This is a genomic window from Flavobacterium nackdongense (genome assembly GCF_004355225.1).
GTDB classification, from domain to species: Bacteria; Bacteroidota; Bacteroidia; order Flavobacteriales; family Flavobacteriaceae; genus Flavobacterium; species Flavobacterium nackdongense.
In genome coordinates this window covers 912,178-930,035 of record NZ_CP037933.1, presented here as the reverse complement: position 1 = coordinate 930,035, position 17,858 = coordinate 912,178, and the positions used below count along the sequence as shown (strand labels likewise).

The 17,858-nt window shown below is 37.2% G+C and carries 10 protein-coding genes; 5 read left to right on the top strand and 5 right to left on the bottom strand.

Annotated features, from left to right (window positions below):
• The first annotated feature begins 54 nt into the window (after positions 1-54).
• From E1750_RS03545 to E1750_RS03535, 3 genes are all read left to right on the top strand, one after another.
• Positions 55-2,445, top strand: a complete 2,391-nt coding sequence (locus E1750_RS03545; RefSeq protein WP_133275444.1) for an arylsulfatase — start codon at positions 55-57, stop codon at positions 2,443-2,445.
• A 221-nt stretch (positions 2,446-2,666) separates the two neighbouring features.
• A complete protein-coding gene (locus tag E1750_RS03540) occupies positions 2,667-3,407 on the top strand; it encodes a DUF2490 domain-containing protein (protein ID WP_165698005.1) in 741 nt (246 codons plus the stop codon).
• A 250-nt stretch (positions 3,408-3,657) separates the two neighbouring features.
• A complete protein-coding gene (locus E1750_RS03535) occupies positions 3,658-5,298 on the top strand; it encodes an NAD-dependent malic enzyme (RefSeq protein ID WP_133275442.1) in 1,641 nt (546 codons plus the stop codon).
• A gap of 740 nt (positions 5,299-6,038) precedes the next feature.
• On the opposite strand, the gene E1750_RS03530 is transcribed toward E1750_RS03535, so the two are convergent.
• The 3 genes from E1750_RS03530 to E1750_RS03520 all read right to left on the bottom strand — a co-directional run bounded on the left by E1750_RS03530 (position 6,039) and on the right by E1750_RS03520 (position 11,920).
• Positions 6,039-7,187 carry an efflux RND transporter periplasmic adaptor subunit gene (locus E1750_RS03530; protein WP_133275441.1) on the bottom strand — a complete coding sequence of 383 codons (1,149 nt, stop codon included), beginning with the start codon at positions 7,185-7,187 and terminating at the stop codon, positions 6,039-6,041.
• A gap of 10 nt (positions 7,188-7,197) precedes the next feature.
• Positions 7,198-11,499 (bottom strand): CusA/CzcA family heavy metal efflux RND transporter, encoded by a 4,302-nt coding sequence (locus E1750_RS03525; protein WP_133275440.1) that lies wholly within the window; start codon positions 11,497-11,499, stop codon positions 7,198-7,200.
• A 94-nt stretch (positions 11,500-11,593) separates the two neighbouring features.
• Positions 11,594-11,920: a DUF6660 family protein gene (locus tag E1750_RS03520; protein WP_133275439.1), complete on the bottom strand. Its 327-nt coding sequence runs from the start codon at positions 11,918-11,920 to the stop codon at positions 11,594-11,596.
• Between the two features lie 271 nt (positions 11,921-12,191).
• Here E1750_RS03520 and E1750_RS03515 point away from each other — a divergent pair, with 271 nt between their 5' ends.
• Together E1750_RS03515 and E1750_RS03510 are read left to right on the top strand one after the other, a co-directional pair.
• Complete coding sequence (locus tag E1750_RS03515) at positions 12,192-12,866, top strand: DUF481 domain-containing protein (protein WP_133275438.1); 675 nt, start codon at positions 12,192-12,194, stop codon at positions 12,864-12,866.
• A gap of 9 nt (positions 12,867-12,875) precedes the next feature.
• Positions 12,876-13,214 (top strand): DUF481 domain-containing protein, encoded by a 339-nt coding sequence (locus E1750_RS03510; protein ID WP_317126141.1) that lies wholly within the window; start codon positions 12,876-12,878, stop codon positions 13,212-13,214.
• 202 nt (positions 13,215-13,416) lie between these two features.
• On the opposite strand, the gene E1750_RS03505 is transcribed toward E1750_RS03510, so the two are convergent.
• The gene (locus E1750_RS03505; RefSeq protein WP_133275436.1) at positions 13,417-15,012 is read right to left on the bottom strand and encodes a sulfatase-like hydrolase/transferase; all 1,596 of its coding nucleotides are present in this window, start codon (positions 15,010-15,012) and stop codon (positions 13,417-13,419) included.
• 213 nt (positions 15,013-15,225) lie between these two features.
• Positions 15,226-17,850, bottom strand: a complete 2,625-nt coding sequence (locus tag E1750_RS03500; protein WP_133275435.1) for a T9SS type A sorting domain-containing protein — start codon at positions 17,848-17,850, stop codon at positions 15,226-15,228.
• Between the last annotated feature and the right edge of the window lie 8 nt (positions 17,851-17,858).

Here is a 17,858-nt window from a genome sequence, read left to right as displayed (position 1 = left end):
ATTTTAAAACATTTTGTTACTTTAGCTTTCTAAATTCCTAAAAACAAATAACATATGAAAATCAAAATCACATCTTTGCTACTTGGGATTACGGCACTACTTTGCTTTAGTAGTCAGGCACAAACACCCGCATTCAAGGGAGACATCAAACTCGATGTAAGAGATTCTAAACCGGATTGGGCTCCGTTTGTTCGTAAAAAAGCTCCGGAAGGTTCCCCCAACATTTTATTTATTCTTTACGACGATACTGGTTTAGCAGCTTGGTCGCCTTATGGTGGAAGAATCAATATGCCCACTATGGATAAGCTGGCAGCCGATGGATTGACTTATACCCAATGGCAAACAGTTGCGTTGTGTTCGCCAACCCGTTCTTGTATCAACACTGGTCGAAACCACAACCTGAATGGAATGGGGGTTATTACTGAAGGCGCCAACGGTTATCCTGGATTCAGTTGCCAGTTGCCTGCTCAAGCGGCTACCATGGCTCAAATATTAAACGATAATGGATGGAGTACTTTTTGGTTAGGTAAAAATCATAATGTTCCTGAAACTGATTTGTCAGCAGGAGCCAACAAAAGCCAATGGCCATTACAGCAAGGATATGATCGATTTTATGGATTTATCGGTGGAGAAACCAATCAGTTTTATCCTGATTTAACCGAAGATAATCACGCCATCGAAGCTCCGTATGGTCCTGAAAAAGGCTATCATTTATCCAAAGATTTGGCGGATCAAGCTATCAAGATGATTGGGGATCAAAAATCGGCTAATCCTTCGAAACCTTGGTTTATGTGGTATTGCCCTGGAGCAAATCACGCCCCTCACCAAGCACCAAAAGACTATATTGCTAAATACAAAGGCAAATTTGATGACGGTTATGATGCCTATCGGAAATGGGTATTGCCACGTATGATTGCCAAAGGCATTTTGCCAAAAGGGACGACACTTACCGAATGGAATCCGATGCCTGCAGCTTTGGCAAATCCCGCCGATGCAGTACGTCCTTGGAATTCATTAAGTGCTGACGAAAAGAAATTATTTTCACGTTTGTGCGAAGTATACGCCGCTTTTTCCGAATATACCGATGTAGAAATTGGTCGCATTGTTGATTATTTGAAAAAAACAGGACAATATGAAAACACAGTGATTATGTATGCTTCTGATAACGGTGCTTCGGGCGAAGGTACACCAAACGGTTCTGTAAATGAAAATAAATTCTTCAATGGGTTTCCTGATGATTTAGCTGAGAATATGAAATTGATCGATGAGTTGGGAGGCCCCAATACCTACGAGCATTATCCAACTGGTTGGGCAGCTGCATTATCGACACCTTTTAAAATGTTCAAACGCTATTCCAACTATGCCGGAGGCACAGATTGTCCGTTGACGATTACCTGGCCAAAAGGAATCAAAGCTCGTGGCGAAGTACGTAATCAATACCATCACGCCGTTGATATTGTTCCAACCATTTTAGAAATCTGTGGATTGGAAATGCCAAAGGTGTATAAAGGAGTCGAACAATATCCTTTATCTGGAGTTTCGATGAAATACAGTTTTGATGCAAAACCGAATGATCCTACCCAAAAACACGTTCAATATTTTTCTATGTTAGGTACTCGCGCTGTATGGCAAGACGGTTGGAAGGCCGTTGCTGTACATGCGCCTTTGACCGATAAAGGAAAATTTGATCAAGATCAATGGGAACTGTATAATGTGGAAGCCGATCGTTCTGAGTCTAAAGATTTGGCCAAACAATATCCGGACAAATTAGAAGCTTTGAAAAAATTGTGGTTGGATGAAGCCAAGAAAAATAATGCTTTGCCCTTGGATGATAGAACTACCATGCAAATCATAACCATTCCAAGGCCAACCGAAGAAGAAGCGAAAGATAGTTATACCTATTACCCGCACACAAGTCAAGTTCCCGAAGCGGTGGCGGTTAGTGTTAGAGGAAAGTCGTACAAGATTATTGCCAATGTAGAGATTAAAGCGGATGCATCGGGTGTGATTTTTGCACACGGTTCTCGTTTTGGAGGACATAGTTTGTTTATTAAAGACCAAAAATTGTATTATGTGTATAATTTCTTGGGTATCAAAGAACAGCAATTGGTTTCAACAGAGACCATAAAACCAGGAAAATATACTTTTGGTGTGGAGTTTACCAAAGAAAAAGCAGGTGAACACGGAGAATCTATAGGTACTGCCAAATTGTATATCAACGACAAAGCTGTTGCAACAGGTGCAATGACCGCTCAAGTAGGTAAGTTTACCCTTGTGGGTGATGGACTTTGTGTAGGTTTTGATAGTGGAGATCCTGTGAGCAAACAATATGCTTCGCCCGGAGAATTTGAAGGAGGCGAAATTAGCTTTGTAACTGTGAATACTGGAAAAGAGCCATATATTGATTTAGAACGAGAAGCAGCAAGAGCTTTTAGTAAGGAATAAACATTTTGAAATGGAACGTCTTTGTTCTATAGCTTTATAATTAACGGTCATCTTCCGATTTGTAATGCGGGATGACCGTTTTTTTTGTGTACTATTTTACCTAAATAGAATAAAAATAAATTATGTTTTTTGCACTTTTTACACAAGCTAAAATTTGTAGTCGCCAAATCTATAAAGTAAATTTGCAGTCGAAATTAAAAACACAACTTAAACACACTATTTTGAAAACAAATTTATTAAAAATCCTTTTGGTACTATTCCCCGCAGTACTATTAGCCCAAACCGTCAAACCAAAAGAAATCAATGAACAGTTTCAAACCTGGGTTTCCCTGAATACAGTTACTAAATTTAGTCCACATTGGGGAATTGCTGCTGATGTTCATCTTAGAACCAATGATTTTTTTCAGGACAATAATTTTTTCTTTTTAAGAGGCGGACTTGCCTATATTCCGAATTCAAAATTTTCATTTACCGCTGGATACGCCCATATGTGGTTGGCACCAAAGAATCCTACCTGGAGTACTTTTTCGGATGAAAACAGAATCTATCAACAAGTTCAGATGATTACCAAACAAGGAAATGTTGCATTGCTTCAACGGATTCGAAATGAACAGCGCTGGCAAGAAATCATAGTCAATGACCAGGAAACAGGCGAAAATAAATTTTCGAATCGTGTACGGTATTTGTTAAGTGCCACCATTCCTGTATTCAAAAATAAAAAAGCGCCTTCGTTAGTTCTTTCAGATGAACTGTTGGTTCAATTTGGGCAGGATATCGTTCTGAATACTTTTGATCAAAATCGTTTTTTTATTGGAATTAAACAATCTATCAATCCTAAATTGAGTTTCGATTTTGGGTATATGAATGTGTATCAACAAAAGTCGAATGGGTATCAGTACGATATGAATCATACTTTGCGATTGTTCTTTTATATGAGTTCCAGTATCGCTCACGCAGATTAAAGTTTTTGGATTGAACCTAAATGGTTGTAATTATTTTCGAATAGTTACAACCTTTTTTTTTTGCAACCTTTTGAAAATAGTCAATCTTCCTCTTTTTTTATTTTATTGATTGATTGTGCAGAAAATCTTTGCTAACTTTGGTTTTTCTTCGACTGTAATTCGTTGAAGCCGAGGATGATTCTGTTTTAGATTTATTTTTAAATATAGATCCAAAGGTAGAATCTGTTACTAACCCTAAAATAGTACAACTATGAAAGATAATATAGGCTATTCGTTGATGCGAGATCCCCGATTCAATAAAGGGACTGCTTTTACATTAGAAGAAAGAGAAAAATACCATTTAGAAGGTTTGCTGCCGGATCAAATTGAAAGTATCGAAACCCAAATGCTGCGGATTGATAATCAATTGGAGCAGATTGAAGCACCGATTAACAAATACATTTATTTGTCTAATTTATTAGAAACGAACCAAACCTTGTTTTTTAATTTGGTTAGTAATGATCCTGCGAAGTTTTTGCCCTTGGTGTATACGCCAACGGTGGGTGAAGCTTGTGAAAAATTTGGCCATATCACCAGAAGAGTCAGAGGTTTGCATATTTCAATTCATCAAAAGGATAAGATCGAAAAAATTCTTAGACATTGGCACGAAGAAGACATTCGTTTTACCGTTGTCACCGATGGCGGAAGAATTTTAGGATTAGGTGATTTGGGAGTCTGCGGATTGGGTATTCCCATCGGTAAATTGGCTTTATACACGGCTTGTGCAGGGGTTCCGCCAGAGCATACACTTCCTATCATTTTGGATGTAGGCACCAATAATGAAGATTTTCTAAAAGACCCGCTCTATCCTGGTTTGAAACAAAAGCGAATCACTGGGCAGGAATATGATGAATTTATCGAGGCTTTTGTAATCGCCATCAACAAAGTTTTTCCTAAGATTTGCATCCAATGGGAGGATTTCAAAGGGGTCGATGCCATTCGAATTTTGAATAAATTCAAAAATAAAGTTTGCACCTACAATGATGATATTCAAGGTACAGCGGCAATTGCGACCGCCGGATTTATTTCGATAAGCCGGTTGATGGGGAAACCCTTCAAGGATCAAAAATTCCTATTCTTTGGCGCAGGAGCTGCTGCTTTTGGTATTGCCGATTTGTTAGTTCAAAAATTCCAGAAAGACGGTTTGAGTAGGGAAGAAGCCTTAGAGCATATTTGGATGTTTGATATCAATGGACTTTTGGTGTCGTCAAGAACCGATTTGGCCGAGTATCAAATACAATTTGCACACCAGGGCGAACCTACTAATGATTTGGCCGCTGCCGTACTTCAAGTAAAACCAACAGCTATCATTGGAGTGAGCACCGTGGGAGGGGCATTCAATCAGCAAGTGATTGAAAATATGAGTTTGGTCAACGAACGACCTATTATTTTTCCGTATTCCAACCCGACTTCACATTCTGAATGTACTGCGGAACAAGCTTATGTTTGGAGCAAAGGTAAAGCCATTTTTGCCAGCGGAAGTCCATTTGCGCCTGTTATTTATGAAGGAAAAACATTTACTCCAGGACAAGGAAATAATGTGTTTATTTTTCCAGCTATGGGATTGGCACTTTTTGCCACCGAAGCGAAACGGGTTACCGATTTGATGTTCATCACTGCGGCCGAAGCGGTTGCTGAACAAGTTACCCAAAAGGATTTTGAAATGGGCTTGATTTATCCGAGTGTGAAAAACATTTTGAATGTTTCTGTCAATGTGGCCATAAAAATTGCCGAAGTTATTTTCGAAAGCGAGCTCGCAGGAGTCGATAAACCTACTGATATTGCCGCTTTTGTGAAAACTAAAATGTATGTGCCGAATTATAAAAATATCACTTTAGATAAATTTCGATAATTATACTGTTAAACATTATTTTATATTTTTAAAAAAACTAATAAAAAACTAATTTTCAAAGCGGGCTAATTTTTCAAGAGGAGCTATTTGAATAATTTTGTGATTTGCATCGTATTAGTGGATGTATCATTCTAATAATTTTTTTAAATCCGCAAAACTGAAAGTTTTGGCTTAATCAAAAGGGGTGTTTGATTTTCTTCATAACATTTCACGGCTTGAAAACACTTGTTGAACGTATTTTTCAATGCGTTTTCAGGCTATTGTTTAATTTCCAAACCAATACATTTTAGCAGTCCATTTTATGGAAAACTGCCTAAAAGAAAATTTCAGTTGTGGTTTATTGCATTTCTAATAATGGTTTTATATGGAGTCGTCCGTTCTTTTTCTGTCAAGAAATGAAAGCGGCTTGGTCGTGCCAAAAATCGAAAGCTAATTCGGGTTTGAATTCTGTACTATCAGCAACAATCCAATGGACTAAAGGAGCGTTATTTTCCAAACGTATTTTGCTCTGTCTAACCAATTTTTAAAATGTCTAAATCCCCAATAATTTTATACTATTTGTCTGGTATGGCATCAACTAAATTACTATCACCACCACCAATATCGATAATATTGGCGGTTTTGGATAGGTTTATATTTTCTAAAGAATCAATAGCTGTTTGAGGGTATTTTTGATTCCAATTGACTTGGTTTGGTTGTTTTGTTGCAAAAACATTTTCCCATATTATTTTTATAATTTATTATTCTTCTCCGCTTCCTTTGGTTAATTCTGATAAAAGATAATACGCCCCTTTGATAACTACTTTAGCATTGGCAGGGATTTTATCGATTGCTTTTACTTCTGTATAGCCCAAATCGGATGCTCCAATATTTACTTTTATTTCCTGAAAAGTATTTTTGCCAGTTGCTACAAATATAAAATGGTCGTTCCCATTATTTACAATTGCCTCCGTTGGCAGTGCCTTTGTATTAGTATTGTCGATTTTAACTCTTGCTTCTACATACATTCCGGGCAAGACGGTTTCGGTGGTTTCGTTTATTTTGGCGTGAACTATTACAGCTTGTTCGTTCGGCTCAAAAGCTTTATTGATAGCGTAAATTTTAGCTGGGTGCGAATGTGAAACATCGTTAGCATCACTAAACGTTATTTCTTGCCCGATTTTGATTTTATGGATGTCTTTTTCAAAAACCTTTAAATCCAAATGTAAAAAACGGTTGTCAATGATTTCAAATAATGTAGCGTTAGCATCGGCAAATTTGCCCATACTTAAATTGATGTGTTGAATGTAACCGCTTATCGGTGCTGAAATGGCAATATTTGAAGCGATATTTTTAGAAGATAAATTATTGGCATTAATTCCTAATTGAGCCAATTTAGATTTTAAGGTTTCCTTTTTGGCTTGCGCAATTTGCAATTCTCTTTGCGATTGTTGATAGGTTTTCCCTGCATTGATATTATCATCACGCAACTCTTTTTGGCGTTGATATTCTTTTTCTAAATAGATAAGATTGGCGTTGTTCTCTAAATAATCCTGTTGCAATTGTATCACATCAGTATTGGCGATTGTTGCCAAAGTCTTTCCTGCATTAACAAATTCGCCCTCTTGCACGAAAATGTTTTTTACAACACCTCCAGTCAAGATACTAACTTGCGCTTGATATTGTGGTGGCAATGATAGTTTTCCGTTTATCTTTAAATTTGTCGTTAGGTTTTTATTTTCAAAATCGCCCAACTGCAAATCGATGGCTTTTATTTGTGCATCGGTAAACGTTACTACTGCTGTTGTAGTTTTTTCGGCTTCGGTTTCCTTTGGTGCTTCAGCATCGCTCTTTTTACAAGAAACTACGCCCAAAAACAAAAGGATTATGATTGCTATATTATTTTTCATCTTTAGGATTTTATTTGTTTAATAAATATTGAATGTTGATTATCGTTTGATTGTAATTGTTCATTGCAATCAAATAATCGGTTTTTATTTTATTGGCATCTTTTAGGTTTTGGGTATACTCTATATAGCCAATATCTCCCGATTTATAAAGCCGTTGTGCTGAATTTACAATGGTTTCTGCCATTGGCAAACCCTCTGTTTTGTAGAAATTGAGTTGCTCGGAATATTGTTTTTGCAATTGGAATTGTTGCAAATAAATAGTTGCTAGTTCCTGTTGGGATTTTTCTAATTCCTTTTTAGCAATTTCGGTTTCTAGTTTAGCAACTTGTGTTTTGGCTTTAATTCCGTTTCTGAATAAAGGAATATTGATACCCAAACTACCATAATAAAATGGATTCTCTTTGTCTAAACTTTGAGTATTTACGCCTAAATTGAAAGATGGATTGGCTTTTGCCTTTTCAGATTTTATTGCTAATTCTTTAGCTATAATTTGCTGTTGTAAAAACTGTAAAACAGGATGGTTTTTGACCAATGTACTATCGCTTACATTAATTTCGGGTAAAGCATCGTATTTCGTTGGTGCTTGGTATGATTCATTGGTTCGTGTCCACTTTTGTAATTCGGTCAAATAAAACAGTACTTGCGAATTAGCTTCTGCCAATTGCATTTTTAATTCTTTGCGTTGCAATGAGGCGTTTATTTTTTCCAATTTACTCGTTTCTCCTACTTGAAATTTCTTATCCGCATATTTTTCATAATCGGCAAAAATGTTATCCGTTTCTAGCAATAAATTATAGTGTTGGACATTGTAAAGCCAATTGAAATAGGCATTTGACACGTTTTTTATCAACTCATTTTTTGTAACAGCTTCAAAGGATTTTGCTACTGCTACATTTTGATTTAATAGGTTTCTATCGGCTTTGTTTGATAGTTTAAAACCTTGTGCTACGCCAATATTATAATCAAACAACTTGCTGTTTATTTGTCCTAAATTACTATTGATATTGAAAGGATCGAGAACAGTTGCCGTTTTGGTTAATGCTTGTTGTTGCTGTGTTTGCAAAGTCGCTTGTTGCAACGTTGGATAATTCTTGGTTGCCAAATCCAACGCATTTTGCAAAGTGAACGTTTGTGTTTGTGCATTGGCATTGAAAGAAAAACAACTAAAAAACAGCACAACAATAGTTGCGATTTTTGGATTTACTTTTATCTTTTTTGGTGTCATAACTAGATAATATAAAACTGGTAAAACAAATAATGTTAATAGTGTAGAAGTTAGCAAACCGCCAATAACGACAGTCGCCAATGGTTTTTGTACTTCTGCCCCTGCGCTCGTGCTTAATGCCATTGGTAAAAAGCCTAAAGAAGCGACGGTTGCTGTTGCTAAAATTGGTCTTAACCTTGCACTACTGCCTTTGTAAATACGTTTTAAAAGATTGTCTTCGCCCTCTTCTTTTAGTTGGTTGTAATAACTTATTAAAACGATTCCGTTTAAAACTGCTACTCCAAACAGCGCAATAAAGCCAACTCCTGCTGATATGCTAAAATTCATTCCACGAACCCACAAAGCAATAATTCCACCAATGGATGCCAAAGGAATTGCTGAAAAAATAATGGTAGCTTCTTTAAGTGAACGGAATGACAAAAAGAGTAAAAAGAAAATAAGCAACAGCGCAACAGGAACAGCTAATTGCAATCTTCCTTTTGCCTCTTGTAGGTTTTGAAATTGTCCACCATAAGTAATAAAATAGCCTTCAGGTAATTTTAATTTGGCATCTAATTTTTGTTGAATTTCTAAAACTACACTTTCAACATCACGACCACGAACGTTGGCTTCAATCACTATTCTACGCTCTGCATTTTCACGGCTTATTTGTGATGGTGCAGTTTTAAAAGTGATTTCTGCCACTTCGTTTAATGGAATTTGATTGCCTCTCGGTGTTGGAATTAATAATGATTTTAAAGCGTCAATATCTGTGTTTTGGTTTTTAGGAATACGAACGACCAAATCAAATTTTTTCTCTCCCTCATATACAACGCCAGTTGTTCCACCTGCATAAGCCGTGTTTAAAATTCGGTTTACATCGGCAATATTTAATCCATATTGAGCAATTTTATTTCGGTTGTATTTTACCACCAATTGAGGCATCCCCGTTACTTGTTCTACTTTTATATCAGTTAACCCCTCAATCCCTTTGATGATAGGAACCGTTTTATTGGCTTCTGAAAACAATTTATCTAAATTATCGCCAAATATTTTTATAGCAATATCCGATTTTACCCCTGCAATCAACTCATTAAAACGCATTTGAATAGGTTGCTCAAATGATAAATTACAACCAGGAATTTGACTTAATTTTTCGTTCATTTTCTCGGCTAAATCTTCTTTGTTGTGTGCCGTAGTCCATTCTTTTTTGTCTTTCATTACCATAATCAAATCAGCACTTTCAATAGGCATTGGGTCGGTTGGAATTTCGCTACTTCCAATTTTACCAACTACTTCTTTAACTTCTGGAAATGTTAGTGCTAGTTTTTCTAATTGTGTACCAACCTCGATACTTTGAGGCAAACTGCTTCCTTGTCGGATAGTGTAATTCATTGCAAAATCACCCTCATCTAATTCGGGAATAAATTCTCCTCCTAATGAATTGAATATAAATAATGATGCAATAAATAAGAATATTGCAACTCCAATAACTGCAAACTTTCTCTCTAAAGCTTTAACCAAATAAGGCTGATACCAATTGTTTAGTTTATTGATAAACCTATCGGTAAAATTGGGTTTGTCGCTAACTTTCTTATCTAAAAAAAGACTACTAGCCCAAGGCACATAAGTAAGTGAGAGTATTAATGCTCCTACGATGGCGAAACTAACAGTTTGTGCCATTGGCATAAACATTTTACCCTCAACACCGCTTAAAACAAACAACGGAATGTAAACAATTAAGATAATGATTTGCCCAAATATGGCACTACTCATAATCTTTGAAGAACTTTTGATTACTTCCTTGTCCATTTGATTTTGAGAAAGGATATTGCTTTTATAATGCTTTGAGAAAATATGCAAAGTGGCTTCGACCACAATTACAGCACCGTCAACAATAAGCCCAAAATCTAATGCTCCCATACTCATTAAATTGGCACTCAATCCAAAAATATTCATTATGATTATGGCAAAAAGCATTGCCAACGGAATGACAGAAGCCACAATTAAACCTGCTCTTAAACTTCCTAGAAATAACACAAGAACTAAAATAACGATTAATGCACCCTCTAATAAATTGGTTGAAACTGTACTAACAGTTTTCTCAATTAGTTTGGTTCTATCTACAAATACATCAATTTTTACGCCTTGTGGCAAAGATTTTTCAATGGATTTCATTTTCTCCTTTACTCGCTCAATAACTCGTACTGCATTTTCTCCTTTTTGCATTAAAACTACGCCACCAACGGTTTCGCCTTTTCCGTTTCTTGTCATTGCTCCGTATCGAGGTGCAAAACCAAATTTAACTTCGGCAATGTCTTTTATTAAAATGGGAACGCCTGAATTGTTTTTGACTACAATATTATTGATGTCTTCAAGGTTTTGAATTAGTCCTTCTCCACGAATAAAATAGATATTTGGACCTTTATCAATATAGCTTCCGCCTGTGTTTTCGTTGTTGTTTTGCAAAGCATCAAACACATCAATAAGCGTTAAATTATTAGCCGAAAGGCGTTCGGGTTTTACTGAAACTTCGTATTGTTTTAGTTTACCTCCAAAACTGCTCACATCGACCACGCCCACTGTTCCTAATAATTGACGGCGCACGATCCAATCTTGGATGGTTCTTAATTCGGATAGGTTGTATTTTTTTTCATATCCTTTTTGTGGGACTAAAACATATTGAAAGATTTCGCCAAGCCCTGTTGTTGGCGGTAATAATTCGGGTGTTCCATATTGTTTTGGAATATTATCGGTAGCCGATTTTATTTTTTCATCTACTCGTTGACGAGCAATATTAACTGGAACGTTGTCTTTGAAAACAATCGTAATTACCGACAAACCCGAACGGCTTGTACTCCGCAATTCGACCATTTCGGACAATGATTTGAACTCAGTTTCTAACGGATAGGTTATAAACTGCTCCACTTCTTGGGTAGCCAAATTAGGAGTATTTGTAACTACTTGGACTTGATTATTGGTTACATCGGGCAACGCATCGACACTTAATTGTGTGAAAGAATAAATGCCAAACAAAACAAATATCGTCAAGAAAACACCAGTAATGAGTTTGTTGTTTACGGAAAACTTAATGATTTTATTTATCATCGTAATAGTATAATGAATGAGTAATTAGACACTAATGCCCATTGAATACTGTGGAAAGTCCACAACTCTATAACCCGAAATTACTCGGGCTTCATTATGCTATTTGAGGTGGTTGCCAAATACTCCCGAAGAAATTGGAAGCCAGAATTGATTTGTAGGTAGGAATTTGAGTAGTTATTTCTGTTGGGATTTTTCTAAACTCAAATGTAATTTCTTGATTGTAATTTAAAATATGTTGCCCACAACAATTACAAACACAAAAAGGGGCACATAAATCGAAACTGTTTTGGTCCGAATGATTTTCGTGGTTTGCTGCAACTGTGGATGCAGAATGTGCCAAGCTATTCACTTCCACATCTGCACACGGCAAACACGAAAGTGCCATAAGATATAAAGATAATATGAAGGTAAAAATTTTCACGGCCGTAAAAGTATGTAATTTTTTAGTATTCTTGGCAAATTTTATAACTTTTGCCCGTACGAGTGTAGTAAAAGTGACGATAAAACTAGCCTATCTATAGTATGTGGGTGGAACTCTTGTTGATGAACTTTCATTTTGTTCGAAACCTTCAAATCACTATGTTTTTAAGGTTTGCTTCAGAATTTAGATAATTATTTTGTTAATTTACATTTTAGTATTCCAATCCCAAAAGGGGAAAAAGTGAATTTTGTAAAACTCCATCTATCTTAAAATGCACAGGAATTTATTCGTTTGTCTCGCTTTCATTTGTTGCTGCTTTCTGAGCGTTCAAGCCCAGAAAAACGACACTATTTATCTGCGTAATGGCGATAGAATCACGGGCGAGTTAAAGAAATTTCAGTATGGATTACTTGATTTCAGTACTGATGCGATGAAAACTATCAGTATTGAATTTGATAAAATAAATACCATTCATACGGCAAAATATTTTGAGATTCGGATGAATTCTGGTGAGAAGTTTTTTGGTCGTTTAAAAAAATCGGAGGTGATGTCCACCGTAAATGTGATAACTGTGACCGATACTATTCCGAAACGGCTGTGGGATATTGTATTAATTATTCCCATTAAAAGCAGCTTTTTTCAAAAAATTGATGGCTCTGTTGATTTAGGTTTGACCTTTACTAAAGCTAGTAATGTGTTTCAATATAGTTTAAATACGAAGGTAACCCATCGAACTACCTTTTATTCTACACAATTTAAACTCGAAAGTTTGGAGACTGACGATGGAAGCCTGAAGTCTAAAAATAATACGATTGGGTTGACGGTGAGTCATTTTTTACCACATAAATGGCAAAGCAATATTTCGATTCAAGTCCAACAAAATACGCAACTCGATTTGGACTATCGGGCGCAGGCCGGTTATGCAATGGGGTATGATGTGTCATGAACTAATTCTATTCGCTTCAATGTAATGGGAGGGCTTTTGGCCAATCAAGAAAAAACAATTACCGCAGCAACGACGTCTGAAAATTTAGAAGCTTTTGTGAGTGCCCAATTCAAGTGGTTTAAATACCGTAGTCCAAAAATTGATATAACCTCAGGGCTTAATGTATTTCCCTCGGTTACGAATATGGGCCGCGTCAGACTTGAATATGATTTGGCAGCCAAATATGAACTTATCAAAGATTTTTTTCTGAATGTACAATTTTATGAAAACTACGATAGTCAGCCCTCAAAAAATGCCGATCCCTTGAACGATTGGGGGATTATAACCTCGGTTGGGTTTACTTTTTGAGAGATAGGGCAATATTTGATATACGATATACGAAGTACGAAAAACGAGGTTGGTAGTTAGAAGTTGGGATTTGTGATAATAAAAAAATCTGTAAGAATCTCTTGGAAAGATAAATACAGATTTTTTTGATTTGTCAGCTTCTATGTGAATGTGCAACTCCTTAAAAGGACAAAAAGAAGAAATGTAAACTGCTGCAAAAAACTTAAATTAATTTTCTCTTTTGAACTCCTTCGATATGCGAGGATTTATTTTTAATCAACCATTCGACAAGGGTTTTGCGGAGGTCTTCGGCTTTGTCGGCATATTTTTGTTTGTCTGGATTCGAACCCAAAAGATTGTTCATTTCGTGCGGGTCGGTGTTGAGGTCGTACAAAACATTGATGACTTTGGAGGTTTCAGAATAGGGAATAATCAATTTCCAGCCGTCCTTTACAATCATATAATTGGGTTCTGTATCGCCGCGATAATCCCATTCCTGTACCACATATTTGCCGTTTTGAGTATCAGTACCTTCTATTAATCCTCGAAGGCTTGTGCCGTCAGATTTTTGTTTATCGGCTTTCAAATAATCAAAAATGGTAGCAAATAAATCTACATTCGAGACATAGCCGTTGACTAGGGTATTCTTTTTTATTTGATTTGGAAAACGGATCAGCAATGGGATATGCGCCGATTCTTCATAAAAAACATTTTTTTCGCGCATTCCGTGGGCTCCGAGCATTTCGCCGTGATCACTGGTAAAAATCACCAATGTATTATCGGCCAGACCCAACGCATCGACTTTGTCTAAAATTTTACCCACCCAGTCATCGACTTCTTTAATAAGGCCATAGTAACTCGAAATCATATATTTGATTTTTTCAGGATCGGCATATTCGGTATGTTCGTGACGACCATTTGCTTTCTGGTAAGGTGTGTTTTCCATCTTGTCCGCAATGCTGAAAGGGGCTACCATTTTACTCGCGGGATACATCGTTGAATAGGGTTTGGTAGGCAGCATCGGCGCGTGCGGAAAATGAAAGGAACACGTAATACTAAAGGTGGAATCTTTGAGTCGCTCCAGGGCATCAATGGTTTGTTTGGCTTGAAAGGCCGTAACAGTATATTCTTTGTCGATCAATAATTCACCGTGCAAATCAGGTTGGATTATTTTTCTCTTGCTTTGTTTTACATCGGCATCGGTTTTGCCGTGAAATTTATCCAAAGGATCGGTTTTATAAGGTCTATTGGTGTACGTGTCGTATAATTCTCCCGTTTTTAATGGTCTATTGGGAGACTTTTCATTTAAGAAATCTTCGTAAATCAATAAGGATCCTTCTGGTCCGAAAACTGATTTTCCTGCTGCATTTGTTTTTAAAGGGTTTTTATAAATACGGGCATTCGAGCTTTGCGTATGCCATTTTCCAAAATATTCGCAATGGTAGCCTTTTTGGGTTAGGATTTCATCGAAAGTAGGCATTGTCATCAAGCCTTCTTTCTTGTAACTATAGGCATATTCATTGGTTCTCATTCCGTTATTTTCCACAGTGGTGCCTGTGAGTATCGACGTTCTTGCCGGTGCACAAACGGCGCAAGGAGTGTAGGCATTTTTGAATCGAGCACCTTGTTTGGCCAAGCGGTCTAAATTGGGCGTTTTCAATACTTTATTTCCAGCAATGCTCATCGCATCAAAACGTTGCTGATCGGTCATAATGAACAATAAGTTCGGTTTTTTGTTTTGCTGAGACCAAAGACTCGGGGCGCTAATGAAAAATAAAATGAAAAGTAGCGAAGGCCAAAGTTGATTTTTTGTTGTCATTATTTATATAAGTTGTAATTTAGAATTAATTTTAGGTCTAATGGAAATGTTGTGAATATCCATTTTTTTTAAACCATTACGAACATTAAGTCCGCTTCGTTCGTGTCATTAAGCGTACTCAAAACCTAAGTTTCTTAATCCTCTTAATGGTTCAAAATAGTTGTAATTATAGTTTATAACTGTTTTGATTTTTACACAAAACCTGGTGAAACCTTATTTTTTAATCAATTTTTGAATATACGAATTGCCATTGTAAATCACCTGCAATAGATAGATTCCGTCCGGATTGCTTGTTAAGTCGATGGTCTCCTCGCTTTGATTCGATTTTTTGTTCATCAATAGTTGTCCCAATAAATTATAAACTGCAAAAGTACATTCTTCGCCGCTAGTATTGGCCAAAACAAATGCTCCCATCGATGGATTTTGATTTATTTCGAATGGATTTTCGACCAATTTTTCGAGCGTTGTTTGTCCAAGTGTCTTGGCTTCTTCAATTAGAAAGTCATCGAAATAGGCTTCAAAATTACCCATCGCGGTTTGTTCATAATTGATTTGAATGCCTACGATGGTTTCCCCTAAAAGAACGTCTTTGCCAAAATCACAGCTGAATTTTTCCCAACCTGCACCCACGGTTCCGTGTGCTGTTGCAGCATTCATTGGATTCCCATTTTGATCGGTATAACTGTAGGCGCTTAATTTTTTTCCGGTGTTTGTAAGTAAATCAACAAAAACATAGCGACCCAAATCGTTTTCCGTCTTTTTCCAAAAAGATAGTTTCATATCTTTTGTGACAGGAATTTTCACTTCAGCGATACGTTTGTTAAAAACTGCTGCTGCATTACTGCTGATGGTACCCGACGCTTTTACCGAATAAAGACCACTTTTGACATTGAGTTGTTGGATGTCGCAATACGGATTGACCACATTGGAATTGGCCAAGACAGTCGCTTTATAAAAACAAGGATCTACATTGAAAGTACCCGTATTTTGTGCTATTCCGCCAATATAATTGTAAGCAGTGGTTCGTTGTTCAAAACTATTGCGGTAATAAACGGGACCTAAAGAGTGGGGAATAGGCATAGTAGCCGTTAATGCTCTAGTTCCTTTTAGCATTTCGATGGATGCACCCGCAACCCGAAGCTGAAAATCGGAGGAACACCAAATTCCGTCGGCACTCGAAGTCAAGAAGTATTGATCTGTGGGAATCATAGTCCAATCCGTGGCATTTTTCATTATGGCTGTGCCCTCATCGTATTCGTCGAACATAGCAAAATACATATTCGCCACGCCCAAAGTTTTGATATTATAGGCTTGTCTCCACATAAAATCACCCGCGTTTCGAGGGGCCCAATTGACCGTTCCTTCATTCCATTGCGACCAAGCAAAACCTGGGAAAATGACTGGCATATATGATATGTTTCGGGCATTGCAATAACTTTTATCGCCTATCATCGTGCTGGTAAGTATAGCATCAGAATCCGAATTGGTTCGAATGCGACCCACCATCCAGGGCGAAATCATATCATAAGCATTATAAACGGGCTCAAAATTTTCCTGATCGCCAGGTATAGTAGAGGTTTGCGCCAAGCCTTTGGAATCCCGATTACCAGTACGCCAACCTCTGGGTGAGCCACAAATAACGTAGCAACCACGCGATTGTAAAAATTGAATCAAGGCGATTGTTTCAGCTGCCGTTCCGGGGTTTTTTCCACCAGCCATGCCGGTTCCCCAAAGTTGGACAACAGGTTTGTTTCCTACTTTGGCATAAGCCGGACTAGCCGTTAGATTATTATTTTGTTCTACATTGTACACCCAGTCAAATTTAATTGTTTCATCCCAAGTCGCCTCCATTCCGCTGGAGGATGTATCGTAACAAATGTAAAAAATTCGCCCGTTGGCTTCGGCTGCTTGTTTGATTTTTGTTGCAGCAGAATTGGGAGAGTTGATGATTGCTCCTCCGATGTTGCCAATAAAGCGTTGCACAGCAGCTCCATCGATGCCATAATCTTTCATCCATTTGAAATGGGTATCAATCACGGATTTGTTGGTCGAATTGAATAAGGTCGAGGGATTGCCATTGCCTAAATTCGCCAATGCCGTTTGAGCCAAATCGGTATCGAGGTATTCGGTTACATCGGGATAGATTTCGAAATGCGCTTTGTTGGTGGCAGGAGGTGTGTTTCCACTCCAATGCGTCCAACCTGAAGTAGCGTTACCTGTTTTGAACCAAGCTTGGTAACCCGCAACTGATTTACCAGTGAATTCAGAGTAAGAGCTTGCCGATACTACTGGAATAGGTTCAATATTTGGGTTTAAGCTTCCTTTTGCAATTTCAATTTTGCTGATATAAACATTTGTACCACCACTGATTCTAAAGTCGCTTGCGTTGTTTTGGGCATTTCTGAATGAAGCATTTGGAATAGCGATGGTAACCGTTATCCAAGTATTGGACCCCGTTTTAGTAATAACACTAGATTTATAATTTTGGTTTGAAGTAGTGCCGCTGGTATCATTAGAATTGTATTGCAAATTAAAGGTATTCGTACCTTCATCATAAAAAGTAATATAAAACAATAAATTGGTATCAGTTGAAGGTATGGTGGTGTCATCTACTCTAAAATAGGCATATTTACTGCTAGGTATTTCACGGCATTGCACACCATCCTTTGTCGTTTGAATGGTGTAGGCTTCGGCAGCGGAGTTGTTATCGGTATACTGTGTCAATTTGTTTGAAACAGCTGGATTTGATAACACTACGGAGGCTACTGGAGTCGCAGCATTGCTTACATTTAACCAAAAAATAGTAAATAGCAATCCTAATTTTTTAAAATTTTTCATCGTAGGTG